The organism is Streptomyces sp. NPDC018031 (assembly GCF_044327625.1).
Classification (GTDB): Bacteria; Actinomycetota; Actinomycetes; order Streptomycetales; family Streptomycetaceae; genus Streptomyces.
Genome location: NZ_JBIRFT010000009.1, coordinates 18,501 through 44,167, shown reverse-complemented (window position 1 = coordinate 44,167; position 25,667 = coordinate 18,501). Strand labels below are relative to the sequence as shown.

The 25,667-nt window shown below is 75.8% G+C and carries 21 protein-coding genes; 10 read left to right on the top strand and 11 right to left on the bottom strand.

Going from position 1 to position 25,667, the window contains the following annotated elements; translation table 11 throughout:
• Positions 1-832: 832 nt before the first annotated feature.
• Positions 833-1,933: an amino acid ABC transporter permease gene (locus ACH4B3_RS21005; RefSeq protein ID WP_398464726.1), complete on the top strand. Its 1,101-nt coding sequence runs from the start codon at positions 833-835 to the stop codon at positions 1,931-1,933.
• Between the two features lie 86 nt (positions 1,934-2,019).
• Positions 2,020-4,056: an FAD/NAD(P)-binding protein gene (locus ACH4B3_RS21000; protein WP_398465023.1), complete on the top strand. Its 2,037-nt coding sequence runs from the start codon at positions 2,020-2,022 to the stop codon at positions 4,054-4,056.
• A 45-nt stretch (positions 4,057-4,101) separates the two neighbouring features.
• On the opposite strand, the gene ACH4B3_RS20995 is transcribed toward ACH4B3_RS21000, so the two are convergent.
• The gene (locus tag ACH4B3_RS20995; RefSeq protein ID WP_398464724.1) at positions 4,102-5,103 is read right to left on the bottom strand and encodes a GlxA family transcriptional regulator; all 1,002 of its coding nucleotides are present in this window, start codon (positions 5,101-5,103) and stop codon (positions 4,102-4,104) included.
• A gap of 129 nt (positions 5,104-5,232) precedes the next feature.
• On the opposite strand from ACH4B3_RS20995, the gene ACH4B3_RS20990 reads away from it, so the two are divergent.
• From ACH4B3_RS20990 to ACH4B3_RS20980, 3 genes are all read left to right on the top strand, one after another.
• Positions 5,233-6,171 (top strand): NADP-dependent oxidoreductase, encoded by a 939-nt coding sequence (locus ACH4B3_RS20990; RefSeq protein ID WP_398465021.1) that lies wholly within the window; start codon positions 5,233-5,235, stop codon positions 6,169-6,171.
• A 171-nt stretch (positions 6,172-6,342) separates the two neighbouring features.
• Positions 6,343-7,020, top strand: a complete 678-nt coding sequence (locus tag ACH4B3_RS20985) for an alpha/beta fold hydrolase (RefSeq protein ID WP_398464722.1) — start codon at positions 6,343-6,345, stop codon at positions 7,018-7,020.
• Between the two features lie 199 nt (positions 7,021-7,219).
• On the top strand, positions 7,220-8,095 hold the full coding sequence (locus tag ACH4B3_RS20980) for a D-alanyl-D-alanine carboxypeptidase family protein (RefSeq protein WP_398465019.1): 876 nt from the start codon (positions 7,220-7,222) through the stop codon (positions 8,093-8,095).
• A 157-nt stretch (positions 8,096-8,252) separates the two neighbouring features.
• On the opposite strand, the gene ACH4B3_RS20975 is transcribed toward ACH4B3_RS20980, so the two are convergent.
• On the bottom strand, positions 8,253-9,650 hold the full coding sequence (locus ACH4B3_RS20975) for a pyridoxal phosphate-dependent decarboxylase family protein (RefSeq protein WP_398464720.1): 1,398 nt from the start codon (positions 9,648-9,650) through the stop codon (positions 8,253-8,255).
• A gap of 86 nt (positions 9,651-9,736) precedes the next feature.
• On the opposite strand from ACH4B3_RS20975, the gene ACH4B3_RS20970 reads away from it, so the two are divergent.
• The gene (locus ACH4B3_RS20970; protein WP_398464718.1) at positions 9,737-11,101 is read left to right on the top strand and encodes a PLP-dependent aminotransferase family protein; all 1,365 of its coding nucleotides are present in this window, start codon (positions 9,737-9,739) and stop codon (positions 11,099-11,101) included.
• Positions 11,102-11,157: 56 nt separating this feature from the next.
• Here ACH4B3_RS20970 and ACH4B3_RS20965 read toward each other — a convergent pair whose 3' ends face one another.
• The 3 genes from ACH4B3_RS20965 to ACH4B3_RS20955 form a co-directional block, all read right to left on the bottom strand.
• Entirely contained in the window at positions 11,158-11,742 is a 585-nt protein-coding gene (locus ACH4B3_RS20965) for a hypothetical protein (protein ID WP_398464716.1), read from the bottom strand.
• Entirely contained in the window at positions 11,729-12,304 is a 576-nt protein-coding gene (locus ACH4B3_RS20960; RefSeq protein ID WP_398464714.1) for a SigE family RNA polymerase sigma factor, read from the bottom strand. Before ACH4B3_RS20960 ends, ACH4B3_RS20965 begins: the two co-directional genes overlap by 14 nt.
• A gap of 101 nt (positions 12,305-12,405) precedes the next feature.
• Positions 12,406-15,021 (bottom strand): glycosyltransferase, encoded by a 2,616-nt coding sequence (locus ACH4B3_RS20955; RefSeq protein WP_398464712.1) that lies wholly within the window; start codon positions 15,019-15,021, stop codon positions 12,406-12,408.
• 239 nt (positions 15,022-15,260) lie between these two features.
• Here ACH4B3_RS20955 and ACH4B3_RS20950 point away from each other — a divergent pair, with 239 nt between their 5' ends.
• A complete protein-coding gene (locus tag ACH4B3_RS20950; protein WP_398464710.1) occupies positions 15,261-16,124 on the top strand; it encodes an AAA family ATPase in 864 nt (287 codons plus the stop codon).
• Positions 16,121-17,530, top strand: coding sequence for a VWA domain-containing protein (locus tag ACH4B3_RS20945; protein ID WP_398464708.1), 1,410 nt, complete (start codon positions 16,121-16,123; stop codon positions 17,528-17,530). The genes ACH4B3_RS20950 and ACH4B3_RS20945 overlap by 4 nt, the downstream gene beginning before the upstream one ends.
• A gap of 98 nt (positions 17,531-17,628) precedes the next feature.
• Here ACH4B3_RS20945 and ACH4B3_RS20940 read toward each other — a convergent pair whose 3' ends face one another.
• Both ACH4B3_RS20940 and ACH4B3_RS20935 read right to left on the bottom strand, forming a co-directional pair.
• On the bottom strand, positions 17,629-18,075 hold the full coding sequence (locus ACH4B3_RS20940; protein WP_398464706.1) for a DUF6196 family protein: 447 nt from the start codon (positions 18,073-18,075) through the stop codon (positions 17,629-17,631).
• A gap of 71 nt (positions 18,076-18,146) precedes the next feature.
• A complete protein-coding gene (locus ACH4B3_RS20935; RefSeq protein WP_398464704.1) occupies positions 18,147-18,584 on the bottom strand; it encodes a winged helix-turn-helix transcriptional regulator in 438 nt (145 codons plus the stop codon).
• 103 nt (positions 18,585-18,687) lie between these two features.
• On the opposite strand from ACH4B3_RS20935, the gene ACH4B3_RS20930 reads away from it, so the two are divergent.
• On the top strand, positions 18,688-19,761 hold the full coding sequence (locus ACH4B3_RS20930; protein WP_398464702.1) for a 4Fe-4S binding protein: 1,074 nt from the start codon (positions 18,688-18,690) through the stop codon (positions 19,759-19,761).
• Positions 19,762-19,926: 165 nt separating this feature from the next.
• Here ACH4B3_RS20930 and ACH4B3_RS20925 read toward each other — a convergent pair whose 3' ends face one another.
• Both ACH4B3_RS20925 and ACH4B3_RS20920 read right to left on the bottom strand, forming a co-directional pair.
• Complete coding sequence (locus ACH4B3_RS20925; protein ID WP_398464700.1) at positions 19,927-20,862, bottom strand: aldo/keto reductase; 936 nt, start codon at positions 20,860-20,862, stop codon at positions 19,927-19,929.
• 175 nt (positions 20,863-21,037) lie between these two features.
• Positions 21,038-22,753 carry a dihydroxyacetone kinase family protein gene (locus ACH4B3_RS20920; RefSeq protein WP_398464698.1) on the bottom strand — a complete coding sequence of 572 codons (1,716 nt, stop codon included), beginning with the start codon at positions 22,751-22,753 and terminating at the stop codon, positions 21,038-21,040.
• Positions 22,754-23,085: 332 nt separating this feature from the next.
• On the opposite strand from ACH4B3_RS20920, the gene ACH4B3_RS20915 reads away from it, so the two are divergent.
• Positions 23,086-23,880 carry a hypothetical protein gene (locus ACH4B3_RS20915; RefSeq protein ID WP_398464696.1) on the top strand — a complete coding sequence of 265 codons (795 nt, stop codon included), beginning with the start codon at positions 23,086-23,088 and terminating at the stop codon, positions 23,878-23,880.
• 153 nt (positions 23,881-24,033) lie between these two features.
• On the opposite strand, the gene ACH4B3_RS20910 is transcribed toward ACH4B3_RS20915, so the two are convergent.
• Positions 24,034-24,576, bottom strand: a complete 543-nt coding sequence (locus ACH4B3_RS20910) for an AAA family ATPase (protein ID WP_398464694.1) — start codon at positions 24,574-24,576, stop codon at positions 24,034-24,036.
• A 110-nt stretch (positions 24,577-24,686) separates the two neighbouring features.
• Complete coding sequence (locus tag ACH4B3_RS20905; RefSeq protein ID WP_398464692.1) at positions 24,687-25,586, bottom strand: NmrA/HSCARG family protein; 900 nt, start codon at positions 25,584-25,586, stop codon at positions 24,687-24,689.
• Between the last annotated feature and the right edge of the window lie 81 nt (positions 25,587-25,667).

The following is a 25,667-nucleotide window of genomic DNA, read 5'->3' as shown; positions in this document are numbered from 1 at the left end:
GACGGACCTTTCGTGAAGGGGTGGGCGCGCCGCGCCGCGGCCGCGACCGGGCAGGGGTCGCGTCGGTACGGGGGTGCGCGAGCAGGAGGGGGAGGCACACCCAGGGCGGGCGGCGGGAGAGGAACAGGGTGTGTGGCGGGGGAAGAACAGCGCGGGCGGTGAGGGAAGAACGGCGCGGGCAAGCGGAAGAAGAACCGCGCGGGCGGCGGAAGACGAACGGCGCGCGGGCGGCGTGGGGCTACGCGACCGGCCGGGCGGGCGCGGTGCGGGCAGGCGTGATGACACCGGGGGCGTCAGGCGGGGTGGCGGCAGCGTGTGTCCGAAGCTCGCGGTGTCGGCCGCACTCGGGCGACTGCCCGGGACGGGCGGCGCCGGACGGCGGAGAGCTCGGCCCGCAACGGGGGCACCGAGGGAGGGAGGGAGGGGCCGGTCAGACAGCCCGCTGCCGGATCAGGCGCAACAGGTGGCGGACCACACTCGACCGAAGTCGATGTGGTCGCGGGTGACCAAACGCTGCTGGGCATTCATGGAGGCAATTGAGCGGCCGGACAGGTGATCCCGTCAACCACTGTCCGTATGCCGGGACGAAAGTGACCGCATGTCAGACTCTCGCGGTGGCGGGGAGCGGCGGCGCCTTGACAGATCGCGGGCGGCCGCACATACGATCGAGGACGGATGCGCCTCCGCTGACGCGGGGCCCGTCCGGTCGCGTTGAGGGACGCGACGCGCGTGATGACACCGGGGCACCCGGCCGCACCGTAGGCGTCTGTGCGTACGCGTGCCACCGGTTGCCGGTCGACCGCCCGCGCCCGCCCCTCCCCCGGAGAGCCCGATGGCCACGCCTCCCGATGCCACCGCCGCCCCAGCGGCGGCCCCCGCCCTCACCCGCACCCCCGTACCGGCGCCCGCCCCGGCCGCCGCCGGAACGAGCCCCGCCGTCGAGGCCCCGCCCGCCGGCCCGGCCGCCACCTCGCCCGCCGGCCCGCCCGAGCCGGACGCCACCTGGCCGATCGTGCCGCGCCGGCACCTCGGCCGCTGGTTCGCCGCTGCGGCGGCGCTGGCCGTCTTCGCGCTGGTCATCACCTCCGTGATCCGCAACCGCGCCTTCCAGTGGGACGTGGTCGGCGACTGGTTCACCACTCCCGCGGTACTCGACGGACTGCTGCTGACCCTCTGGCTCACCGGCGTGGTCATGGTGCTCGGCTTCCTGCTCGGCACCCTGCTGGCGGTGATGCGGCTGTCCGCCAACCCGGTGCTGCGGGCGCTCGGTTGGGGCTACGTATGGATCTTCCGGTCCACCCCGCTGCTGGTGCAGCTGCTGTTCTGGTTCAACATCGGAGCGCTCTACCCGACCCTCGGCGTCGGCATCCCGTTCGGCGGCCCGGACCTGGTCACCGTGGACACGGTGAACCTGCTGGGCCCCACCCTCACCGCGGTGATCGGCATGACGCTGCACGAGGCGGCCTACGCGGCCGAGGTGGTGCGCGGCGGCGTCCAGTCGGTGGATCCGGGCCAGACCGAGGCGGCCCAGGCACTGGGCCTGGGCAGGTGGCGGACGCTGCGCCGGGTCGTCGTCCCGCAGGCCATGCGCTCCATCGTGCCGACCGCCGGGAACATGCTGATCGGAACGTTGAAGGGCACCAGCATCGTCAGCGTGCTCGCCGTGCACGACCTGCTCTACTCCGTGCAGCTGGTCTACAACCAGACCTACCAGGTCATCCCGCTGCTGATGGTCGCCACCATCTGGTACGTCGCCGTCACCACGGTGCTGGGCGTCGGCCAGTTCTACGTGGAGCGGTACTACGCCCGCGGCAGCGCCCGCGCCCTGCCGCCCACCCCGCTCCAGCGGCTGCGCGCGCGGGTGGCGCGGGGGCGCGCCCGGCCGCGCGGCGCCACCGCCGGTGCCGGCCCCGCGTTCGGCGGTGAGCGGTGACCGCCGCCGTGGAGTCCTCCGCGACTCCGGCACCGGCGGGGGCGACGGCGGCTCCGGAGGTGCCGGGCCCGGCGGCCTCCGCCCCGGTGGCCCCCGCCGCCGGCCCGGCCGCGTCCGGCGCCCCCGCCGCCGTGCTGGTGGTGGTCGGCGCCGGCCCACGCGGCACCGGTCTGCTGGAGCGGATCGCCGCCAACGCGCCCCTGCTCTGGCCCGGCGACCGGCCGCTCCACATCCATCTGGTCGATCCGCACCCGCCCGGCCCGGGCCGGGTCTGGCGGCACGACCAGTCGCCCCTGCTGCGGATGAACTCCATGGCGGAGGACGTCACCATGTTCACCGACGAGACGTCCACCATCGACGGCCCGGTACGCCCCGGCCCCTCGCTGGCCCAGTGGGCCGCCGGGATCTCCGGCGGCCCGGGCTCGGCGCCGCACTCCCCCGGGGTACCGGCCTCGCCCGGCCGGCAGGCGCCCCCACCGCCCGCCGACCCGGAGGTCCTCGCCGAGCTGCGCGGCCTGCGCCCCACCGACTTCCCCACCCGCCGCGCCCAGAGCGCCTATCTGGAGTGGGTGTTCCGCCGGGTGCTGACCGAACTCCCGCGCACCGTCAGCGTCGAGTGGCACCGCACCACCGCCACCGCCGTCACCGGCCCGCCCGACGGTCCGCAGCGGGTGCGGCTGGCCGGCCGCGCCGCCCCGCTCACCGCCGATCTGGTCGTCCTGGCCCAGGGGCACCTGGGCGCGAGCCCGGGCGGCGGGCACGCCCGGCTGGCGGAGTTCGCCCGGCGGCACGGCCGGTTCCACCTCCCTCCGGAGTTCTCCTCGGACGCGGACCTGTCCGGGCTGCGCGGCGGCGAGCACGTCATCCTGCGCGGCTTCGGACTCGCCTTCGTCGACCTGGTGGTGCTGCTCACCGAGGGCCGCGGCGGCAGCTACCACACCGAGGCCGACGGCACCCTGGGCTACCGGCCGTCCGGCCGGGAGCCGGTCATCCACGTCGGATCGCGGCGCGGCGTGCCCTACCACTCCAAGACCCGCTACCGGCTCCGCGGACCACGCCCGCCGCTGCCGCGCTACTTCGGCCCGGACGCGGTGGACGCGCTGCTCGCCGAGGGCCGCCCGCTCGACCTGCGCCGCGACCTGTGGCCGCTGATGGCGAAGGAGACCGCGTTCGGCCACTACCACGAGCTGTTCCACGCCCACCCGGAACGCACCACCCTGGCCTGGCCGGAGTTCCTCGCCCGCTTCGACGCGGCGGACTGGCGCTCCGACGCCATGGCCGCGCTGGTCGCGGCGGCCGTGCCCGACCCGGCGGACCGGCTGGACCTGGAAGCGCTGGACCGCCCGCTGGCCGGTCTGGCCTTCCGTTCGCCGGAGGCCTTCCAGGAGCACCTCCGGGACCACATCGCCCGGGACGTCGCGCGCCGCGAGGACCCGGAGTACAGCGCGGACCTCGGCGCCTTCCACGCCCTGCTCTCCGTCTACGGCCAGCTGCCGCGCGCCGTGGCCTCGGGACGGCTCACCGCCCGGTCCCTGGCGGAGGGGATCGACGGCTGGTGGCACGGGTTCTTCAGCTTCCTCGCCTCCGGCCCGCCCGGGTTCCGGCTCCGGCAGCTGCTGGCGCTGTCCCGGGCCGGGGTGGTCCACTTCCTCGGCGCCGGGCTGGAGGTCGGCACCGACGAGGCCACCGGAACCTTCACCGCGACCAGCCCCACCGTGCCCGGACACACCGTCACCGCCACCGCCCTGGTGGAGGCGTACCTGCCGCGGCCCTCCCTGGACCGCACCGAGGACCCGCTGCTGCGCCGCCTGTACCGGGCCGGCGGGCTCACCGAGGAGGTGGTCGCCGACGCCACCCACGTCCACCGCTCCGGCCTGCTGGAGGTGGCACCGGACGACTCCCGCGTCGTCGACCCCACCGCCGGCGGGCCGCACCCCCGCCGCATCGCTCTCGGCGCCCCCACCAACAGCCGGGCCGTCGCCGCCTTCGCCCGGCCGCGCACCGACGCCCCCGCCTTCCGGCAGAACGACGTGGTGGCCCGCGCGGTACTCGATGTGCTCGCCGGGCGGGACCGGGCGCCGGTCGCCGCGGCGGGGGCGGCGGGGGGTGGTGCGGCCCCCTGACCGGCGGACCGGCGATCCAGTGGTCCGGCGGACCGGCGCAGTCGGCTACCCGGCCGCGCCGGCCGGGGAGACCGGCCCGGCGGGCGTGCGGGAGCCGGCCCGGAAGGTGTGGCGGTAGGCGGTGGGGGACACTCCGATCGCGGCGGCCAGGTGCTGGCGCAGCGAGGCGGCGGTGCCGAAACCCGCCGCCGCGGCGACCTGGTCCACCGGCAGGTCGGTGGTCTCCAGCAGCCGCCGGGCGTGGTCCACCCTGCGCTGCTGGAGCCACTGGCCGGGAGGCATCCCCACCTCCTCGACGAAGCGGCGGCAGAAGGTGCGGACGCTCATCCGCGCGTGCTCGGCGAGTTCGGCCAGCGGCAGCGGGCGGTCGAGCCGCTCCAGTGCCCAGGCCCGGGTCGCGGCCGTGGTGGCCGCCGACGGGGCCGGTACCGGACGCGCGATGTACTGCGCCTGACCGCCCTCGCGCCAGGGCGGCACCACGCACAAACGCGCCACCCGGTTGGCGGCCTCGCTGCCGTGGTCGCGGCGCACCATGTACAGGCACAGGTCGATCCCGGCGGCGACCCCGGCGGCGGTGAGGACCCGGCCGTCGTCGATGAACAGCACCTTGGCGTCCACCTTCACCCGGGGGAACGTCCGCTGGAAGTGGTCGGCCTCGTTCCAGTGCGTGGTCGCCGGGCGGTCGTCCAGCAGCCCGGCGGCGGCCAGCACGTACGACGCGGTGCAGATCGACACGATGCGGGCGGCGGGCGGCAGCAGGGACAGCGCCGCGGCCAGTCCTTCCGGGAGCCACTCCCGGTCCGCCGCGGGGCCGCAGGTGAACGGCGGGATCACCACGGTGTCCGCGGTCCGCAGCAGTTCGCTGCCGTGTTCCACCGCGACCGTGAAGTCGGCGCTGGTGCGGACCGGTCCGCCGTCGAGGCTGCAGGTGACGACCTCGTACAGCGGCTCGCCGGCCCCGTCGGTGGCGGTCCCGAAGATGCGTACCGGAATGCTGAGTTCGAACGGATAGACGCCTTCGAGGGCCAGGACCACGACACGATGCATGGCAAGATCTTTTCACATCATGACATCCTTGCCACTCGTCGGGCCCGGCCGGCCGCGGAAGTGTGGTCCGCACAAGGCCGGTCCGCCTCGGGGCCGGCCGGCCAGGAGAGCAAGGGGAACGTCATGAAGATGCGCGCTGTCGGCCAGGACTCCTTCGGCGGGCCCGAGGTGCTGAAGCTCGTGGAGGTGGAGCGACCGGAGCCCGGTCCGGCGGAGGTGCTCGTCCGGGTGCACGCGGCCGGGGTCAACCCGACCGACTCCTGGCACCGGGCGACCGGCGGGCTCGCCGGGGACGCGGCGCCGGTTCGGCTGGGCTGGGACGTGTCCGGGGTGGTCGAGGCGGTCGGTCCGGGGGTGACCGTGTTCCGGCCCGGTGACGAGGTGTTCGGACTGCCCCGCCACCCGAGCCCGGCGGGCACGTACGCGGAGTACGTGACCTCGCCCGCCCGGCACCTGGTGCGCAAGCCGGCCGGGCTGACGCACCTGGAGGCCGCGGCGCTGCCCCTGGCGGCGCTGACCGCCTGGCAGGCGCTGGTGGACGTCGCCGACGTCCGGCCCGGGCAGCGGGTGCTGGTCCACGCCGCGGCCGGCGGGGTCGGGCACCTCGCCGTCCAGATCGCCAAGGCGCGCGGCGCGCACGTCATCGGCACCGCCCGGGCGGCCAAGCACGGGTTCCTGCGCGAGCTGGGAGCCGACGAGGCGGTCGACTACACGCGGGTGGACTTCTCCGAGGCGGTCGGCGACGTCGACGTGGTGCTGGACACCATCGGCGGCGCGTACGGTCCGCGCTCGCTGCGCACACTGCGCCCGGGCGGCATCGTGGTCTCCCTCGCCTCCCCGGCCGAGGCGGAGCTGGCGCGGGAGGCCGCCCCGCTCGGCCTCCGGGCCGCGTTCATGGTCGTCGAGGCCGACCAGGCCGGGATGCGGGAGGTCGCGGCGCTGGCCGAGGCCGGCCGGCTGCGTCCGCGCGTCGACACGGTGCTGCCGCTGGAGCTGGCGGCCAAGGCCCATGAACTGGGCGACAGCGGACGCACCACGGGGAAGATCGTCCTGTCGGTGGCCGACTGACGCCCGGCCCGGCCGCGACCCGGCTCCGTCCCCGGCCCCCAGCCCCCATCCCCAAGCCCCCAGCAGCCCGGCTCCCGGCTCCCGGCTCCCGGCTCCCGGCTCCCGGCTCCCGGCTCCCGGCTCCCGGCTCCCGGGACATGATGATCCCTCCCTGACCTCGAGGAGTGTGTGATGACGACGTTCGTGCTCGTACCCGGTGCCTGGCACGGCGGGTGGACCTTCGAGCCGCTCGCGCGGGAACTGCGCGGACACGGCCACCAGGCGTACCCGGTCACCCTGACCGGGGTGGGCGGCCGGAAGCACCTGCTGACCGCGTCGGTCAACCTGGACACCCATATCGAGGACGTGGTCAACCTGCTGGTGGACGAGGGGATCACCGAAGCGGTGCTGGTCGGGCACAGCTACGCCGGGATGGTCCTCACCGGCGCCGCCGACCGGGTCCCGGACCGGGTGGCCGGCCTGGTCTACGTCGACGCCGTGGTGCCGGAGGACGGCGACTCCTGCTGGTCGCTGGTGACCGACAACGAGCGCGCCTGGTACCTGAACGGCGTCGGCGAGAGCGGCTACACCAGCGCGCCGCAGCCGTTCTTCGACCCCCGGGCGACCCCGCATCCACTGGCGTCCCTGATGCAGGCCGTGCGTCTGGAGGGCGGCCTCGACCGCTTCCGCAACAAGCACTACGTCCACGCCACCGGGTGGCCCGGCACGTCACCGTTCGAGCCGGTCCGGCGGCGGCTGCTGGCGGATCCCGCCTGGCGGGTGCATCCGGTGGATTCGGGCCACAACGTGATGGGCGGCGCTCCGGACGCGCTGCTGAGGATACTCCTGGAGGCCGCGGACGCCGCCTGAGCGACCGCCCTGCTCCCGGGCCGGACCGGGTGGTCGGAGAAATCCGCTCCGGGCGCACATCCATCGGCCGTGTTCACATGTCATACCAGCGGGCCGCGATCTCTTTGCGGCCGCAAGGTCATGGGGAGTATGCATTTTGAAGACCAGCGTTAAGAGCATCCGTTTCGCGTCCGCGGTCGCCGTGACCGCGGGGGCCGTGATGGCGGCCGGGGCGTTCGTCGCCCCGGCGCAGGCCGCCCCGGCGCCGACCGTCAAGGCTCAGGCCGAGACGGCCCGGGCGGCGGCGGTGACGGCGCCCAGCATCGTGGCCAAGGGCGGCTACGTGATGAACAACGGCACCGGCAAGACGCTCTACACCAAGGCGGCGGACACCCGCCGCTCGACCGGTTCCACCACCAAGATCATGACGGCCCGGGTGGTGCTGGCCCAGCCGAACCTGAACCTGGACGCCAAGGTCACGGTGCAGAAGGCGTACGGCGACTACATCGTCGCCAACAACTACGCCTCCTCGGCACGCCTGATCGTCGGCGACAAGGTGACGGTCCGTCAGCTGCTGTACGGCCTGATGCTGCCGTCCGGCTGTGACGCGGCGTACGCCCTGGCGGACAAGTTCGGCACCGGGTCCACCCGCGCCGCCCGCGTGAAGTCGTTCATCGGCAAGATGAACTCGACGGCCAAGAGCCTCGGGATGACGAACACGCACTTCGACTCGTTCGACGGCATCGGGCACGGCGCGAACTACTCCACGCCGCGCGACCTGACGAAGCTCGCGAGCAGCGCGATGAAGTACTCCACGTTCCGCACGGTCGTGAAGACGAAGTCGACACGGCAGAAGGTGACCACCAAGAACGGCGGTTACCGGTACATGGACTGGAAGAACACCAACAACCTGCTCGGCAGCTACTCGGGCGCCATCGGCGTCAAGACCGGCTCCGGCCCGGAGGCCAAGTACTGCCTGGTCTTCGCCGCCACCCGGAACGGCAAGACGGTCATCGGCACGGTGCTGACCTCCGCTTCGGTGGCCGACCGCACGTCGGACGCGAAGAAGCTGATGGACTACGGCTTCAAGCGGTAGTACGGCCCGGGGGCCCGGCCACGACCGCACGGTCGTGGCCGGGCCCCTCGCGCGTCCACCGGCGGCCGGGCCCGCGCCGTCCGGAGCCGGTGCATCGCGATGAGCGCGGCGTCGGGGTCCCGGCCCCGGCCCCGGGCCGGTGCGGCCGGCCGGCCGGTCAGTCCTCCGCCGGCGCGGGGGCCGCGACGGCCCGCTCCAGCGCGGCGACGATCCGGCGGACGTCGGCCTCCCCGGTGCGCCAGTTGCTGAACGCGGCGCGCAGCGCCGGCACCCCGGCGTACACCGTCGGGGTGAGGAAGACGTCCTCCGCCAGCGCCCGGCCGAGGGCGGCGAGCCGTGCCGCGGAGGGGTTCTCGGCCGACGTGAAGCAGACGACGTTGAGCCGGACCGTTGCCAGCAGCCGCAGCTCCGGCATGCGCTCCACGGCCTCGCCCAGGAGGCGGGCGCACCGTACGGACCGCTCGACGATCTCGCGGTGGCCGTCCCGCCCGTAGGCCGCGAGGGTGAACCAGGCGGCGAGCGCCCGCAGCCGGTGCGAGTTCTCCGGCGTGAGGTGGACCAGGTCCGGGACGTCGCCCAGCGGTCCGAGATAGGCCGCCGCGTTCTGGAAGACCCGGGCCTGCAGGTCGCGGCGGCGGGTGAACTGGACCGCGCTGTCGTAGGGCACGTTGAGCCACTTGTGCAGGTCCACGCAGACCGAGTCGGCCAGGTCCAGCCCCTCGACCAGCCCGGCGTGGTCCGGCGAGAGGGCGGCGAAGGCCCCGAAGGCGGCGTCCACGTGCAGCCAGAAGTCATGGCGTTCGCGGAGTGCGGCGATGGCGCGCAGGTCGTCGAAGTCGACGGTGTTGACCGTACCGGCGTTGGCGACCACGACGCAGGGTCCGGGCGCCTCCCGCAGGGCCTGCTCCAGGGCCGCCACGTCGACCGCCTCCCGGCCCGGCAGGGTCGCCACCGTGACCAGGGAGCGGCGCCCCAGGCCGAGGACCGACAGCCCCTTGGCCACGCTGGAGTGCGGGCTCCCGGAGAGCACCCGGACCGGTCCCAGCGCGGCGGCCCCGTCCTCGGCCGGGGAGACCCCGAGCCGCTCCCCCAGCCACTCCCGGGCGATCGCCAGCCCGACCGTGTTGGACATCGTGGCGCCGCTGACGAAGGTTCCCTGGTGCGCGTCCGACAGCCCGAACAGGTCCCGCAGCCAGCCGACCGTCTCGCGCTCCAGATGCTGCCCGGTGGCGTCGAGCGAGGAGTTGGAGTTCTGGTCGAAGGTGGCGGTCAGCCAGTCCCCGGCGAGCGCGGCGGGTGTGCTGCCGCCGGTGACGAACCCCAGGTAGCGCGGTCCGGCGCTGGCCGACAGGCCCGGCTCCCAACGGTCGGCGAACTGCCGCAGGGCGGCCCGCAGCCCGGCTCCGTCGCCGGGCAGCGGCGCCGCTTCCGGGGCCGGCCGGTCGGGGACCACCGGCCGGTCCGCCAGGCCGTCGAGCAGCGCGGCGGCGTGCTGCCGCGTGGTGTCGAGCAGACCGGGCAGGTCCGCCAGGTCGGTGGCGAGGCGAGGGTGCATTGACGGGCTCCGTTCCACTGGTCAGGGGCCCCACGCTAGGGCGCCCGGCCCCGGTCGTCCTGGTCCAATCATGGAAGACTGGACCCGTGCGGATCGGGGACGAACAGGTGGTCAGGGCGTTGGGCGAGTGGCGCCGGCCGGGGGTGCCGCTGCTCACGTCACTCGCCGGCGCGCTGCGGGAGGCGGTGCTCGACGGCCGGCTGCGGACCGGCGGCGAACTGCCCGCCGAGCGGCGTCTGGCGGCCGCCCTGGGGGTCAGCCGCGGCACCGTGACGGCCGCCCTGGCGGTACTGCGCGACGGCGGCTGGGTGCGGACCCGGCACGGCAGCGCCAGCACCGTACGACTGCCACCCCGGCCGGCCGAGCCGGTCGCACCGCTGACGGCCACCGGTGAGACCGGCCGCATCGACCTGCGCCGGGCGGTGCCCGCGGCGCCGGGGGCGGCCTATCTGGCGGCGACCCTGCGGGCCGCGGAGCGAGCGGGCCCACTGCTGGCCGAGGGGGGTGAGCCGGACGCCGGACTGCCCGAGCTGCGGGCCCTGCTCGCCGCACGGTACACCGCCGAGGGCCTGCCCACCCGGCCGGAGCAGATCCTGGTCACCGCAGGGGCACGCGCGGCACTGGCCCTGCTCGCCGGGCACCTGCGCCCCCGGGCCGCGGCGGTCGAGGTCCCCACCTACTTCGACGCGCTCCGGGTGCTGCGCGGCGCCGGGGCGCGGCTGGCCGGCTGCCGGGTCGGCACCGACGGCTGGGACCCCGACCAGCTCGGCACGGCGTTCACGGCGGCGGCCGGCGGACTGGCGTACCTGGTGCCGGACTTCCAGAACCCGACCGGTGCGCTGATGACGGCCGCGACCCGGCGGGCCGTCGCGGCACTGGCGGCCCGGCACCGGGTCACCCTGGTGGTGGACGAGACCATGCGCGGACTGGACCTGCGCGACACACCGCGCCCGGCGCCCCGGATCCGCGGCGCGGTCCTGATCGGTTCCCCCAGCAAGGCGGTCTGGGGCGGCCTGCGGGTCGGCTGGATCCGCGGCCCGGCCGCCCTGATCGGTGCCCTGCGCCACGATCCGCTGGGCGCTCCGCTGGCCGCCGCGCCGATGCAGCAGCTGATCGCGGCCGAGCTGTTCGGCGGCGAGGAGGCGGTACTGCGGCACCGCCGGGCCGAACTCCGGCGGCAGCGCGACCACCTGTGCGCGCTGCTCGCCGGGGACGGGCGCTGGCGGTTCGACGTGCCGCCGGGCGGTCTCGCGCTGTGGCTGCGGCTGACCGAGGCGCGGGCCGACACGGTCGTGGCGCGGGCCGGGGCCGACGGGCTGGCCCTGCTGCCGGGGCAGTCGTTCGCGGCGGACGGCACCCTCGTCCACCATCTGCGGGTGCCCTACACCCCGCCGCCCGCGGTGCTGGACCGCATCGCGGCCGTGCTGGACCGGGCCTGCCCCCGGGGTTGAGGAGCGGTGCCGCCCGCCCGCGGCGGGGTGACGGCACCTCAGGGCGTGGCGCCGGCTCACCCGGGCGTGGCGCCGGCGGCGGAATCTTCGGTGGTCGGCGGTGCGGTGACACCGGTCGACGGCGCGGTGGCCCCGGACGGTGGCGCGGTCGCCCCGGACGGCGGTGCGGTGACACCGGTCGACGGGGAGGCGGTGCCGGCCGGCGGGGAGGTGAACGGCCCGCCGCCGCCGGGCGTCGGCGTGGCGGGACCGCTCGCCGTGCCCGACGGCGTTCCGTGCGAGGTGGTGCCGCTTCCGCTGGGGTCGGGCGCCGTCCAGGACGGGCTCGGCCCGCCGGAGGCCGTGTCCGCGGCGCTCGGCCCCGGAGCCGGCCCGGTGGAGGGTGCCGGGGCCGGCGGCCGGTCGGCGGGTGGCACGCCACGGTTGCCGGGCACCGCGTGCAGGGCGAAGGCGAGGGCCACCGCCACCACCGCGACCAGGGCCGTCACCGCGGGCACCGCCGCGCGGCGGGCCCGGACCCGTACCCTGCCCCGGCGTACGGCGCGGTCCACGTCGACCCCGGGCGTCCCGGGCCCCGGTTCGAGCCCGCGCAGCGGGCCGAGCAGCCGGGCCGCCTCCTGTTCCAGCTCATCGTCGTGCACGGCCGCCACTCTCCCCCATGTCGGCCGGGACCGGCAGCCGCACCCCGAGTTGGTCCCGGAGCCGGGCGAGGCCGCGGGCGGACTGGCTCTTCACGTTCCCCTCCGAACAGTCGAGGATCCGGGCCACCTCCGCCACCGGCAGATCGCACAGGAAGCGGAGGACCAGCACCGCGCGCTGCCGCGCCGGGATGCGGGACAGCGCGGTGTGCACCACCGCCCGCGTCTCGACGTCCGGGGCGCCCGCGGCCGGCGGCAGTCCCGGGACCTCGTGCGGGGCTCCGGACAGCCGCACCCGCGCCCAGCCGAGCCGCTGCTCGTTCAGGAAGCACCGGACGAGCATGGTGTGCACGTAGCGGTCCAGGTCGTCGGCCGCGCGGGCGCGCCGCCAGTGCACGTAGAGCCGGGTGAGCGTGGTCTGCACGACGTCGTCGGCGCGGTGCGGGTCCTTGCAGAGCAGGTGCGCGATCCGGCGGAGCGCGGGCAGCCGGGCGGAGACGTACTCGGTGTACGCCCGTTCAGACTCCGCCCGGTCCGCCCGGTCCGCCGGTCCGGTCCCGGTCATGTCCCTACCGCTCACTCTCCCCCGTCCGAGCCGGTCCGTACGCTCCCGTGGCCCGGGCCGGGCGCCCGGCCCGGCGACCACGCCCAGGCCGGCCGTGACGCTCACGAGTCCGCCGCCCCGCCGTCCGCGCCGCGCCCCTCCGGCGCGGGCAGCTGCCACACCCAGACCCCGCCGATCCACCGTCCCGACGTGCCCAGCAGTCGCTGCATCGTGACACGCAGCGCCTGGACGCCCGGTTGCGGGGGCAGCACCACCACTCCGGCCCGCCAGTAACGCAGGTCCCGCCAGGCGGCGCGGCGCTCCGCGGGGCCGATGTCGGGGACCTGTCCGGTGCGCCGGACCTCGTCCAGGAGGGCGGAGGTGTACCGGGGCACCGGGCCGTAGATGCCCGCCCGGTCCGGTCCGTAGGGCCCGTTGAAGTAGCCGCCCGGGATGGCGAACCCCAGGTCGGCCGTGGTCTGCCAGTGCAGGGCCTCGGCGCGGGCGGGCGCGGGCAGCGGCACCGGGACCAGCGTGCGGCCCTCCGGCAGGTACCGGCGCCAGGTGCCGTCGGCGATGAACGGCGGGACCGGGGGCCGGTCGACGGTGGCGAACGGGGTGGGCGCCACCGGCAGGAGGGCGGCGGCGACCGCGGCCCACCCGGCGACCGCGAGCGGCCGGACGCCGCCGGCCGGCCGCTCACCGGCGGGAGCGGGCCCGGTCGGCCCGGCTGGCCCGGTCAGGCGGTCGCAGGCGAGGGCGAGCAGGATGCCGATCGCGGGGACGGCCGCCATCGCCATCCGGGACTCGATCACCGACTCGAACAGCGGGAGGTCGGCCACCAGCCGCCAGGGCCCCGGCAGCACGACGTCCGTGCCGGGCACGGGGATCGTCCGCCCCAGGGACAGCAGCACCGCCCCGGACGCCACCACGGCCAGTGCCCGGACCCTCGGCTCCCGCCACCGCCACACCACCACCGCGGCCGTGAACACCACCAGCGGCCAGCCGAAGAAGGCGTTCTGCTCGGTGCGGTTGAGGGCGAGGGCGTCGGCGGTCGCCGGGTCGCCGGCGAGCGAGCGCCCGGCGAACTCCACCACGGCGCGCGGCGGGTTGCCGGTCGGACCGTGCAGCACGCCGGTGTAGCTCTGGGCGCCGAAGAACTGGTGGATCAGGGGGTAGGCGAGGAGCAGCGAGGCGACCGCCGCGGCGACGGCGAGGCCGCGAGCCAGCGGGCGGAGCACGGCGCGGGCGACCGCCGGGCGCGCGGCGGCGTGGCCCGCCGCGAACAGCAGCAGGCCCACCGCGGCCAGCAGCAGCGCCTCCTCGCCCAGGAAGACCTGGTAGGTGAGGAGGAGTCCGAGCACCGCCCCGTCCCGGACGGTGCGGGGCGCCGCCGTCTCACCGCCGCGGCCGGGGCGGTGGGGCGGCGTGCACAGTCTGAGCAGCCGGTCGATGATCAGCGGGATCACGAACAGCACCGCGAAGTTGGGGTGCGCGTTGGCGTGCGAGATCATCGGCGGCGCGAAGGCGCACAGCGCCCCGCCGAGCGCGGCCGCCCGCCGCGACCGTACGAACCGCTTGACCAGCAGCCAGTACCAGGCGGCCGCGGTCCCGGCCAGACCGCCGGTCAGCACCAGCGCCCAGGTCACCGTCGGGCCGAGCAGCGCGGTGACCGGCGCGAGCGGGACGGCCAGTCCCAGCATGGCGGTGTTCGCCATCAGGTTCACCCCGAGCGGGGCGTTCTGCAGGGTGGTGAAGAACGGGTCGTCGAACTCCAGGACGTGCTGGGCGGTGACCGCGAAGAACCACTCCCACTGGGTCTGGTCCTGTCCGCTGTCGGCGAGGTAGCGGCGGTCGAGGTCCGCCCACAGCCCCTTGAACAGCCACACCGACAGCAGCAGATAAACGAGCAGGACGGCCTTGTCCGCGGGCCGGATCCGCCGCAGGGCGCCCCCCACCCGCAGCCGGACCAGTTCCACCAGTACGCCGGGGTAGTCCAGGGGGCGCACCTTGGAGCCGGGTTGGTGGGCCCAGCGCACCGGCACCTCGGCGATCGGCCACCGGGCGTCGTGGAACATCCGCAGGACCTCCACGTCGATGCCCCAGCCGTCGATCCGGGAGCGCCCGAAGACCGCGCGCGCCCGGTCGCCGTCGAAGAGTTTGAAGCCGCACTGGGTGTCGCCGATCCCGGGCACGGCGAGTGCCCGGATCGCCCGGTTGCCCGCCCGGCCCAGGAGTTGCCGCACCGGGTGCTGGCGTACCTCGACGCGCGCGCCGGGGCGCGCCCGGGAGCCGATCGCGGCGGCGCAGCCGGCGTCGAGCCGGTCGTGCAGGTGGGCCAGTTCCTCGATCGGGGTGGCCAGGTCGGCGTCGGTCACCAGCACCCGGCGGCCCCGGGAGGCGAGCACCCCCAGACGCACCGCGTGCCCCTTGCCGTGGTTGCCCGCGAAGGGGGCGCCCGGCGCGGCCCCGGAGGGCGGCCCGAGGAGCCGGACCCGCGGCTCGACGGCGCCCGCCTCGCGGACCGCGGCCGCGGTGCCGTCCGTGGAACCGTCGTCGACCACGATCACCTCCCAGGAGGCGTGCCGGCCGGGCGAGGAGCGCAGGTAGCGGCAGATCGCGTCGAGGGTCCGGGGCAACCGGCGCTCTTCGTTGTACGCGGGCACCACGACCGTCAGGTCGACCGTGTCCGGTGCCGGCAGAGCACTGCCGGCGGTTGGGGAAGGAGAGTGCAGCACGCGTCGGGGACCACCCCGGACCGCCGCCAGGTTGTATGGCCTGCGTCACACTTGCCGGAGGGGCGGGACGCGCCGCCGGTGCCGCGGGTCGGCCGCCCGGCCGACCCGGCGGGCGGCGGCGGCCGCCCGCGCCACCGTGACGTTCGACACGAACCGGGTGCCTGCGGTGGTGGACCGGCTCGGGGAACTGATCAAGTACCGGGGTCAGCACATCGCTTCCCGCCGAGCCGGAGGGCCCGTTGTTCAACTTCACGTCGGTGGACGACGTGTCCGCGCAGCTCGCGGCCGCCGGCTACCTCGCCTCCCCCGCGATCGCCACCACGGTGTTCCTCGCCGACCGGCTGGGCAAGCCGCTGCTGGTCGAAGGCCCGGCCGGGGTCGGGAAGACGGAGCTGGCGAAGGCGGTCGCCGAGGTCGCCGGGGCTCGGCTGGTGCGGCTGCAGTGCTACGAGGGCATCGACGAGTCCCGGGCGCTGTACGAGTGGAACCACGCCAAGCAGCTGCTGCGGATCAGCGCGGGCCGGGAGGAGACCTGGGACGAGGCGCGCACGGACGTCTTCGGCGAGGAGTTCCTGCTGCCCCGTCCGCTGCTCACCGCCATCCGCCACGACGGTCCGGCCGTGCTGCTGGTGGACGAGGTCGACAAGGCGGACGTCGAGGTGGAGGGGCTGCTGCTGGAGGTGCTGAGCGACTTCCAGGTCACCGTTCCGGAGCTGGGCACGATCAGCGCGACGCGCCGCCCGTTCGTGGTGCTCACCTCCAACGCGAGCCGGGAGCTGTCCGAGGCGCTGCGCCGCCGCTGCCTGTTCCTGCACATCGGCTTCCCCGAAGCGGAGCTGGAGCGGCGCATCGTCATCCGGAAGGTGCCGGGCCTGGACGAGGCGCTGGCCCGCTCCGTGGTGCGGGTGGTCGGTGCGCTGCGGGCGATGGACCTGCGGAAGGCGCCGTCGGTCTCGGAGACCGTCGACTGGGCCCGCACCCTGCTCGCGCTGGGGGCCGGCACGCTCGAGGAGAGCGTCGTCCGAGAGAGCCTCGGGGTGCTCCTCAAGCACCAGCAGGACATCGTCAAGGCCACCGCCGAGCTGGACCTGGACGCGGTGTGAGCGGGCCGCCCGCTGACCTGACCGGTCGGCTGACCGGGCTGGTCGGGGCGCTGCGTGCGCACGGCGTCCGGGTCGGTACCGGCGAGTCCGTGGACGCGGCGCGGGCGCTGACCGTCCTCGGGCTGGCGGACCGGGAGCGACTGCGGGAGGGGCTGGCCGCCGCCCTCCTCCACCACCAGGGGCAGCGCGCGGTGTTCGATCCGGTCTTCGAGCTGTACTTCCCGCTCGGGACCGGCCGCCCGGAAGGCGCCCGGGGAGCGCCGCGGCCGGAACCGGAACCGGGCCGGCCGCCGGGCCGGGACGCGGTCACCGCGGCGCTCCGCGAGCGCCTGGCCGCCGCGCTCGCCGCCGACGACCGGGCCGCCCTGGCGGGGCTGGCGGGCGAGGCGGTGGACGTGCTCGGCGGCTACGGCGGCTCGCCCGGCTCCGGTGGCTGGTCCGCGCACCAGACGCTGTCCCGGCTGCGGCCGGAGACGCTGCTGGCCCGTGTCCTCGCCGCGGCCCGGGCGGACGCGGCCGGGGAGTCCTTCACCGACCGGCTGGAGCGGGACGAGATCCGGCGCCGCATCGAAGGGTTCCGGGAGCGGGTACGGACCGAGGCGCGGCGCCGCGTCGCCGAGCGGCGGGGCGCGGACGAGATCGCGCGGCGGGCGCTGGCGCCGACCACCGACCGCGTCGACTTCCTCCAGGCCGACCGGGCGCAACTGGCCGAGCTGCGCCGGGCCGTCCAGCCGCTCGCCCGCAAGTTGGCGGCCCGGCTGGCGGCCCGGCGCAGGCGGGCCGCCAGAGGCCGGATCGACCTGCGCCGGACCGTGCGCGGCTCGCTGTCCACCGGGGGCGTGCCCATGCGGCCGGTGCTCCGCCGCCGGCGGCCGGGCCGCCCGGAGCTGGTGCTGCTGTGTGACGTGTCCGGTTCGGTGGCCGGCTTCGCGGACTTCACGATGCTGCTGGCCCAGGCGCTGCACGACCAGTTCAGCAGGGTGCGGGTCTTCGCCTTCGTCAACTCCGTCGACGAGGTGACCGGCCTCCTCCGGCACGGCGCGGCCGACCCGGCGGGCCTGAGCGCCCGCATCCTCGCCGAGGCGGCGGTGACGCGCCTGCACGGGAACAGCGACTACGGGGCCGCGCTGGGGGAGTTCCGGGCGCGGTACGCGGACACGCTCGGCCCGCGGACCGCCGTCTTCGTACTGGGGGACGCCCGTACGAACCGGAGCGACCCCAATCTGCCGGCGTTGCGGGAGATCGCCGGGCGGGCCCGCCGGGTGCACTGGCTCAACCCCGAGCCGTGTGCGTCGTGGCCGACCGGGGACTCCGCCGCCCTCGCCTACGCGGCGCTGGTGGAGATGCACGAATGCCGCAACGCCCGGCAGCTCGCCGCCCTGGTGGCCCGGCTGCTGCCGGTCTGACCGGGCCCGCGGGCGCGCCCGCCGGGCGGGGCGGTCCGGGCGCCGGACCCGCGGGGCGCCCGGGCCGTCAGGGCGCCGCGGCCTCCCGCGCCGACCCGTCAGGGCGCCGCGGCCTCCCGGCGCAGTGCTTCGACGGCGGCGATCGCCTCGGGCAGCAGCTCGACCGGGCAGCCCCAGTGGTCGTAGATCCCGCCACGGTTCCGGTTGCTGCCGCAGACCACGAACACCCCGGTGCCCAGGGACCGCTTGAGCCGGGTGGCCAGCCATCCGACGAAGCCGCTGTTGTCGACCCCGGCGGGGAAGTGGAAGGAGAAGACGCCGAACCGTTCGGCGTCCCCGGCGCCGTCCGCCGCGGGCACCAGCGCGCTCCACGAGTCCTCGTCCCGCACCACGGCGAGGGTGCGCGAGGACAGGGCGGGCGGCGCCGCCGCCGGGCTCTCCTCGAAGCACCAGGCCCCCTCGTGCACGACCAGGTCGGCCGCCGCCAGGACCCGGCGCAGCCGCTCCTCGGTCCGCTCCGGCGTCTCCTTGCTGACATCCACCATCTGGCCCCTCCCCGGCTCGTGTTCGTGGTGCGGGCCGCGGACGTCCGCCGCGGCGCCGCCGGTTCCGCGGCTCAGCGGACGGCGCCGAGCCGGATGGCGCGGGGCTGTCCGGTCCCCAGGGTCTCGCCGCAGTGGTCGCACACGATCCTGGGGTGCAGCTCCGCGCCGCAGTGGTGTTCCCAGACGGTCGGCGGGGGGCCGGCCGTGACATAGCGGTCCCCCCACTCCATCAGGCTGAGCAGGATCGGTTGCAGGGCGCGGCCGGCCTCGGTGAGCACGTACTCGTAGCGCGGCGGGTGCTGCTCGTACTGCTGCTTCTCCAGCACCCCGGCGTCGACGAGCTTGCGCAACCGGGTGGCGAGGATGTCCCTGCTGGCGCCGGTGTTGCGGGTGATCTGGTCGAAGCGGCGGGCGCCCAGGCCGATCTCCCGCAGGGCCAGCAGGCTCCACCGTTCGCCGACGACCCCGAGCGCGTTGGCGATCGAACACTCGCGGCCTGCCGCGGCCATCGGCTTCCCCTCTCGCCCCACAGTCGGTCTTGTAAGCCAACTTAGCACGTGACATAGTGCGCGGCAGTAGATTGGATTTTCCAACTTACCTGATGGAGGGGTTATGTCCGCCGCCAAGAAGCCCTCACCGCTACCGGACCGGATCGCCGGCCACCCCTCGGTGCGGGCCGTGCTGTCCCGCCGGGCGGCGCCGCCGACCCGGCCCGCCGTCATCGACGCGGAGTGGCTGCGGCGGATCTGCCTGGAGGCCGGGGCGGACGACGCCGCCGCGGTGCCGCTCGACCACTCGGACCTCGACGGCGAACGCGAGCACGTGCTCGCGGCGCTGCCCGGCACCCGCAGCCTGGTCTCCCTGGTGGTGCGGATGAACCGCGACAACGTCCGCTCCCCCGTGCGCAGCGTCGCCAACCAGGAGTTCCACCGCAGCGGCGAGATCGTCAACGAGGCGGCACGGACCGTCGTCCGCGCCCTGCAGGACGCCGGGCACCGGGCGGTGAACCCCTCGGCGACCTTCCCGATGGAGATGGAGCGCTACCCGGGACGCATGTGGGTGGTGTCCCACAAGACGGTCGCGGTCGCCGCCGGGCTGGGCTCCATCGGCATCCACCGCAACGTCATCCACCCGAAGTTCGGCAACTTCGTCCTGCTGGCCACCCTCCTGGTGGACGCCGAGGTCAGCGCCTACGGCGAGCGGCTGGACTACAATCCGTGCCTGGAGTGCAAACTGTGCGTCGCCGCCTGCCCGGTCGGCGCCATCGCCAAGGACGGCGCCTTCGACTTCGTCGGCTGCTTCACCCACAACTACCGCGAGTTCATGGGCGGGTTCACCGAGTGGGTCGAGACCGTCGCGGACAGCGCGGACGGAGCCGACTTCCGCTCCCGGGTGACCGACGCGGAGAACGCCTCCATGTGGCAGAGCCTCAGTTTCAAGGCCAACTACAAGGCCGCCTACTGCATGGCGGTCTGCCCGGCCGGCGAGGACGTCCTGGAACCGTACCTGGAGGACCGCAAGGAGTTCATGGACCTGGTGCTGCGGCCGCTGCAGGACAAGGTGGAGACGCTGTACGTGACGCCGGACTCGCCCGGCAGGGAGCACGCCGAGCGGCGCTTCCCACACAAGCGGATCAAGGTGGTCGGGGCCGGGCGCACCACCACCGCCGAGGACGTCACCGGCTGACCCGGCGCCGCGGGCGGCGGATGACGGGCGGCGGGCTCCGGTGCCCAGGACGTGCGCCGGACCTACGCGCCCGGCGTCCACTCGCCCGGCGCCTTCAGCGCGGCCGGCCGCGCTGAAGGCCGTCCACGTACCCGGCCCGCGCCGGGCAGCGGGCCGGGGTGCCGGTCAGGTCCAGGCGCGGCCGGCCCGGGTACGCCAGTACGCCTCGGCCGGTTCGGCGAGGTCCCCCAGGGCGGCGAGGTGGCGTTCGGACAGCCGCACGGCGGGCGCTTCGGCGTTGGAGACCAGTTGGGCTTCGGTGGCGGCGCCGGAGAGGACCACGTCCGCCCACGGCTGGTGGAACGCGGCGGCCAGGGCGACCGCGTCGGTGCCGGTGCCCAGTTCGCCGGCGATCCGGCGCAGCACGCCGGGCGCCTCCTGGCCGGTCAGCCGCCCGTTGCCCAGGCCCTCCTTGACGACGACCAGGCAGCCGGCCCGGTGAGCGTCGGCGAGAGCGGCCCCGGCGGACGGGTCGAGCGGGTTCCAGGTGGCCTGCACGGAGGTGAACAGCGGCAGGCCGTCGACGGTGATCTCCAGCGCGGCGCGGATGGTGTCGGCCTGCCGGGGGCCGCTGGTGGAGAAGCCGATGCGGACCCCCTGGGCGGCGAAGGCGGCCAGCGCCCGGTGCAGGGCGGGGTCGGTGAGGGCGGGGCTGTCCGGGGTGAGCGAGTGGACCCGGTACAGGTCCAGGTCGTCACCGAGCAGCGCCCGGGTCTCGTCCCGCTGGCGCAGGAAGGCGGTGAGGCCGTGGTCCTTGACCTCGTGCACCCGGGCGGTCAGGGCCCAGTCCCCGGTGTAGGCGTAGCCCCACTTGCTGGCGATGAACAGGTCACGGGGCACCGGGCGGCGGGCCCGGAGCCAGTCGGCGAGGAACTCCTCGGCCCGGCCGTAGGAGCGGGCCACGTCGATGTGCCGGATCCCCAGCCGGCGGGCCAGGTCCAGCAGGGCGTGGCAGCGGCGGCGCAGCGCGTCGGGAGAGCGGTCGGGCAGGTCCGCGGCGCGTCCGCCGGTGATGTACGCGGGCCTGCCGACGGCGGCGAGGCCGAGGCCGAGTTCGGGCATGGGCTGCCGGTCCCTTCCGGTGGTTCGGGTGCGTCGGGTGCCGGGCGGGCGCCCGGCGGGCGGGCCCGTCCGCCGGCTGAGCGGCCGGGCCCCCTTCATGGTGCGGCGTGCGGCCGGGGCCCGCCGTGAGCCGGGCCCGCGTGCCGTGGTGTCCGTCTGCCCGCGGACGGCGCGGTCAGTGCAGCGTGATGTAGCCGGGTGCGGGCAGCCGGGTGGCCTGCGCGGGCTCGTGGATGTCCGCCAGGGCGACGAAGAGCAGGGCGACCGCGAGCGCTCCGGGGTCCGGGACGCCGATGGCGTGGTCGCCGACGTAGCTGGCGCGGCCGCGCCGGGGGCGCAGGGACGCGGTGGCCAGGGCACCGCGGACGGCGGCCTGGGCGGCCTCGGTGAAGGGGGCCTCGGCGTTCTCGTCGTGGGCCGCGGCGGCCAGCGCCTCGGCGGTGGGCGCGAGGGCGTCGACCAGGGTGCAGTCGCCGGGGACCGCGCCGCCGACCCGCTGCACCGCGGCCAGCCCCTCCGCGGTGGCCCCGGCCAGGGCGGCTCGGGAGGGTGCCTGGTCCTGCTCCGGGGACACCGCGGCCAGGTGCTGGAAGAGCAGGCCGAACAGCGGGCCGCTGGTGCCCCCGACGTCGTTCAGGAAGGCTTCGGCGAGGGCCGCCATGCCTTCCGCTCCGGTCTCGTCGGCCAGCTTCACGGCCCGCCGGACGCCGCCGGCGAGGTTGTCGCCGAAGTCGCCGTCGCCCACGAGCTGGTCGAGCCGGGTGAGGTTGTCGCGTACCTGGGTGACGATGAGCGCGTACCGGTCGAGGACGGCGCGGCCGCCCGCGGTGCTCCGTTCGGCGCGCCGGGCCGCGGTCTGCCGGGCCGGTGCGGCGGGGGCGGGGTCCGCGGTGAGGGTGAGGCGGGGCAGTACCAGCGGGGTCTCGGTGGGGGCGGTCCACATCTCGGCCCAGCCCTCCTCGAGCCGGGTGAGGGTGAGGGAGAAGCCGGCCATGTCCAGGGCGGCGGTGTAGGTGCCGGGCACGATGACCACCGGCCGGACGTCGCGGGCGACGAGGCGCTCGTGCAGCAGGGTGCTGATCGCGTGGAGTTCCAGGCTCGTGGTGGCGCCCAGGCCGTTGACGACGGCGAGCACCTCGTCGGAACCCTGCGGAAGGGCGTCGAAGAGGTCGTCGGTCATCCGCCGGACCAGCTCGTCGACCGGCGGGTGGGCGATGGTGCGGGTGCCGCGCTCGCCGTGGATGCCGACGCCGTAGTCCAGGGTGCCCGGCGCCAGGGTGAAGGCCGGGGCTCCCGTCGTGGGTGAGGTCTGGGCCCGGGCGGCGACGGCGACGCTGCGGGACCGGGCCACGATGTCGGCGCCGAGGGCGGCCAGTTCGGCCAGCGACGCGCCCCGGTCGGCGGCGGCGCCGAGGAGCTTCTCGACCACCATCGTGGCGGCGGTGCCCCGGCGGCCGGTGGCGCTGTCCGCGGTGTCGGTGGCCAGGTCGTCGTCGACCAGCACGGTGGCGACGGGTATCCCGTCGTGCCGCAGCCGCTCCGCGGCGATCTGGAAGTTGATCACGTCGCCGGTGTAGTTCTTGACGATGTGCAGCACGCCGTCGCTCCCGGCGGCCGCGACGCTCGCCTCGTAGATCTGGCGGTTGTGCGGGGAGGCGAAGATCTCCCCGGGGCAGACGGCGTCCAGGCCGCCGCGCCCGAGGAGCCCGGTGTGCAGCGGTTCGTGGCCGGAGCCGCCGCCGGAGACCAGGCCGACCCTGCGGTCCGGATGCGGCTTCCGCGCCCGCAGGTACAGCGGGGCGCCGTTGACCTCGATCATGCCGGGGTGCGCGAGAGCCAGACCACGGGCGGCGGCCAGTACCGGATCGGTCTCCGGCAGGAAGTAGCTCATCGAGGGTTCTCCGTCAGGGTGCGGGTGCGGACATACGGGTGTGCGGGCGGTGGACGCGGGCGCGAGGCGCGCGACCGGACCCGCCGATCGCGCCGGACCCCGCGGCCGGGGGCGTGGGCCGGGTGCCACGCGGCCGGGCGCCGGGGGGATCGGTGCTCTCACCATGGCCGCCCGGCACCTCCCAAGATCGGCACGATGCGGTACCGGTACCGGAAGGTTCCGGTCGGGGTCCCGGTGTGCGATGCTGCCACCTGCGCCGACCCGGATGAAAATCTGTAAAGCGCACCGCGGGTTCACCGGTCGGCAGGCTCATCTTTGCGAGGTCTTTACACGTGGCGGACGCTCGACGCGAGGACCTCGGCCGGATGCTGCGGGCCTGGCGCATGTCGCGGGACCCGGGGCTGATACCCGGCCCCGCCCCGTTCCGCGGACACCGCAGCTATCTGACCCAACTGGACATGGCGCTGCTGCTGGGGGTCTCCGAACGCTGGTACCGCGCCCTGGAGAAGGGGGAGGACCGCCGCTACGGAGCGGAGATGATCGCCGGCGTCGTACGGATACTGGGACTGTCGCCCGGGCAGGCGGCGGCCCTCTACCACGGCACCGGGCACCGCCCCCCGCGGCGCGAGGCGGCCGCCCTGCCGTCCCCCGCGCTGCTGGAGCTGATGCACCAGCAGCGGTGCATCAGCTTCGTCACCGGCCGGGCCTGGGACGTGCTCGCCGCCAACGCCGTCGCGGCACGCCACTGCCCCTGGCTGGTGCGCCCCGGTGCCAACGTCATGACCTGGGCGTTCTCCCCGGAAGCCCGCTACCAGCTGCGCGACTGGGAACGCAGCTGGGCCGTCCCGCTGCTCGAACAGCTGCGGCTCGCCTGGCAGCGCCGGCCGGACGACCGCAGGCTGGACGAGGTGGTGCGCCAGGTGCGCGGGATGGCCGGCGTCGCCGCGTTGTGGGACGCCCCCGCCCCGGCCGGGACCCCGCCCGCGGGTGCGGCCCGGCCGATGTACTTCCCGCTCGTCGCCCCCGTCCCGATCGAGGTGCGCGTCACCGCCTGCGCGCCGTTCGAGGACCGGTCGCTGCGGTGGGTCATGGTCGCGGCGGTGGACCGGGCCGTCGGGTTCCCCTGAGCCGGGGCGGGCCCCCGGGCGCGGACGCACCGCGCGGCGAGCCGCCCCCGTGCCCGGCCGCCGGCCGTCCCGTCCCCCCGTCCCCGGCCACCTGCCTGGCCGTCCGCCGGTCCGGCGCCGGACCGGCCGCACCGGGACGGCGGTCCGGTCGGGTCAGGTGCCGGACCGGGGCGCGGTGCCGCGCAGCTCGTCGATGACGAACCGGACGCGCTCCGCCACCCGCACCCGGAGCAGCTCGACCGGTTCGTAGCCGTACTCGGTGTAGGTGGCGACCAGCCGCTCCCAGGTGCGTTCCGCTTCGGCGAAGGACTGCCGGCGTTCGGTGTCCCGGGGGTGGATCTCCGGCCAGGGCGGCGCGACGAGCACCCGGCGGCGGTAGCGGAAGGTGCGGGCCGCGGTGTCCGGATGGGCGGGGACCGGCCGGCCCTCCGGCCGCAGGTAGCCGATGACGTCCGGGATCCCCCGGTCGAAGAACACCGGCCCGTCGCCCGCCGCCGCGGCGCGGTGTGAGCGCAGGTCCCGGCAGAGCATCAGCTCGGCGAAGAGGGCCGGATCGCTCCACGGCAGCACGGGGCCGCCGATGGCCGGCTGGTCCTGGATGATGCCCCGCCCCGCCTCCTGCGCGTGGGCGTGGGCGGCTTCCCGCAGGCGGTCGATCAGGGTGCTCTTCCCGGCCTCGGGGCCACCGGTGACCACGATGAACCGGTCCGGCCCCGGGGGGTCGCCGGCGCCGTGCGGACCGGCCCGTTCGCCGCGGCGCCGGGCGGGCCGCGGCGACGTTCCGAACCTACCAGGGGGCGGCGGCCCTACCGCCGGTCCGCCGCCGGCGGGGCCGCCGCGGTGCCGGTCCCCCGCCGGTTCCGGCTGAGCCACGCGTCGAGGGTGAGCAGTCCCGGGTACCGCTTCCGGAGCGCGGGCAGGTCGGCCCGGAATCCGTGGGTGTTCAGCCAGTCGAACATGTTCGCCACCTCCTCGGCCCCGGCCCGCAGTTCCTCGGTCGGCTGCCGCTCGAAGCGCGTCGGCACGCCGTCGGCCTTGGTGAACGCCTCGGCGACCTGCCGCACGGTCAGTTCGTCGCCGGCCGCCTCGATCTTCCGGCCGATGGACTCGGCCGGCCTGGCGAACGCGTCCGCGGCGATCCGGCCGATGTCGGTCAGCGCGATCATCTGCAGCCCGGTGTCCGCGTCCAGTGCGATCGCGCCGACCCGCTCGCCGTCCACCGCCGCCGGCACCAGGGAGGACCAGTTCTCCATGAAGAACACCGGCCGCAGCACCGTCGCCGGCAGTCCGAGGGCGTCGATGTGCGCCTCGATCTCCGCCTTGGTCTCGAAGTGCGCGACGCCGGACCCGCGTCCGGCGCCGCCGACGGAGCTGTACACCAGGTGCGCGACGCCCGCGCGGCCGGCCGCGTCGGCGACGTTCCGGCCCCGCCGCACCTCCTGCGCGGGGCGCGGGTCGGCCGGGTCGGAGGGCTGGACGCTGAACACGCCGTACGCGCCCCGCGCGGCCGCGTGCAGCGACCCCGGGTCGTCGAGGTCTCCGGTGGCCAGTTCCGCGCCGAGCGCCTCGAGGGCCTTGGCCGCCCGCGCGCGCGGGTCGCGGACGAGGGCCCGCACCGGCCGGCCGCCGGCGAGCAGTGCGCGGGCGACGGCGCCGCCCTGGCCACCGGTCGCGCCCGTGACCAGGATGGTCTTCTTGTCCGACACTGCGAGATCCTTCCGGGAGGGTGATGGTGGGGCCGCGCGACGGCGGCGGTCTTCGGCGGCGCGCGCCGCGCGGTGGGAGGC

Coding starts and splice junctions, on each gene's coding strand:
- ACH4B3_RS20935 (WP_398464704.1), bottom strand. CDS start 18,584: ATGGCCGCGGCAGGCCGCGAGTGTTCGATCGCCAACGCGCTCGGGGTC.
- ACH4B3_RS20960 (WP_398464714.1), bottom strand. CDS start 12,304: ATGACCGGGACCGGACCGGCGGACCGGGCGGACCGGGCGGAGTCTGAA.
- ACH4B3_RS20930 (WP_398464702.1), top strand. CDS start 18,688: ATGTCCGCCGCCAAGAAGCCCTCACCGCTACCGGACCGGATCGCCGGC.
- ACH4B3_RS21005 (WP_398464726.1), top strand. CDS start 833: ATGGCCACGCCTCCCGATGCCACCGCCGCCCCAGCGGCGGCCCCCGCC.
- ACH4B3_RS20920 (WP_398464698.1), bottom strand. CDS start 22,753: ATGAGCTACTTCCTGCCGGAGACCGATCCGGTACTGGCCGCCGCCCGT.
- ACH4B3_RS20925 (WP_398464700.1), bottom strand. CDS start 20,862: ATGCCCGAACTCGGCCTCGGCCTCGCCGCCGTCGGCAGGCCCGCGTAC.
- ACH4B3_RS20980 (WP_398465019.1), top strand. CDS start 7,220: ATGGCGGCCGGGGCGTTCGTCGCCCCGGCGCAGGCCGCCCCGGCGCCG.
- ACH4B3_RS20940 (WP_398464706.1), bottom strand. CDS start 18,075: ATGGTGGATGTCAGCAAGGAGACGCCGGAGCGGACCGAGGAGCGGCTG.
- ACH4B3_RS20975 (WP_398464720.1), bottom strand. CDS start 9,650: ATGCACCCTCGCCTCGCCACCGACCTGGCGGACCTGCCCGGTCTGCTC.
- ACH4B3_RS20985 (WP_398464722.1), top strand. CDS start 6,343: ATGACGACGTTCGTGCTCGTACCCGGTGCCTGGCACGGCGGGTGGACC.
- ACH4B3_RS20995 (WP_398464724.1), bottom strand. CDS start 5,103: ATGCATCGTGTCGTGGTCCTGGCCCTCGAAGGCGTCTATCCGTTCGAA.
- ACH4B3_RS20990 (WP_398465021.1), top strand. CDS start 5,233: ATGCGCGCTGTCGGCCAGGACTCCTTCGGCGGGCCCGAGGTGCTGAAG.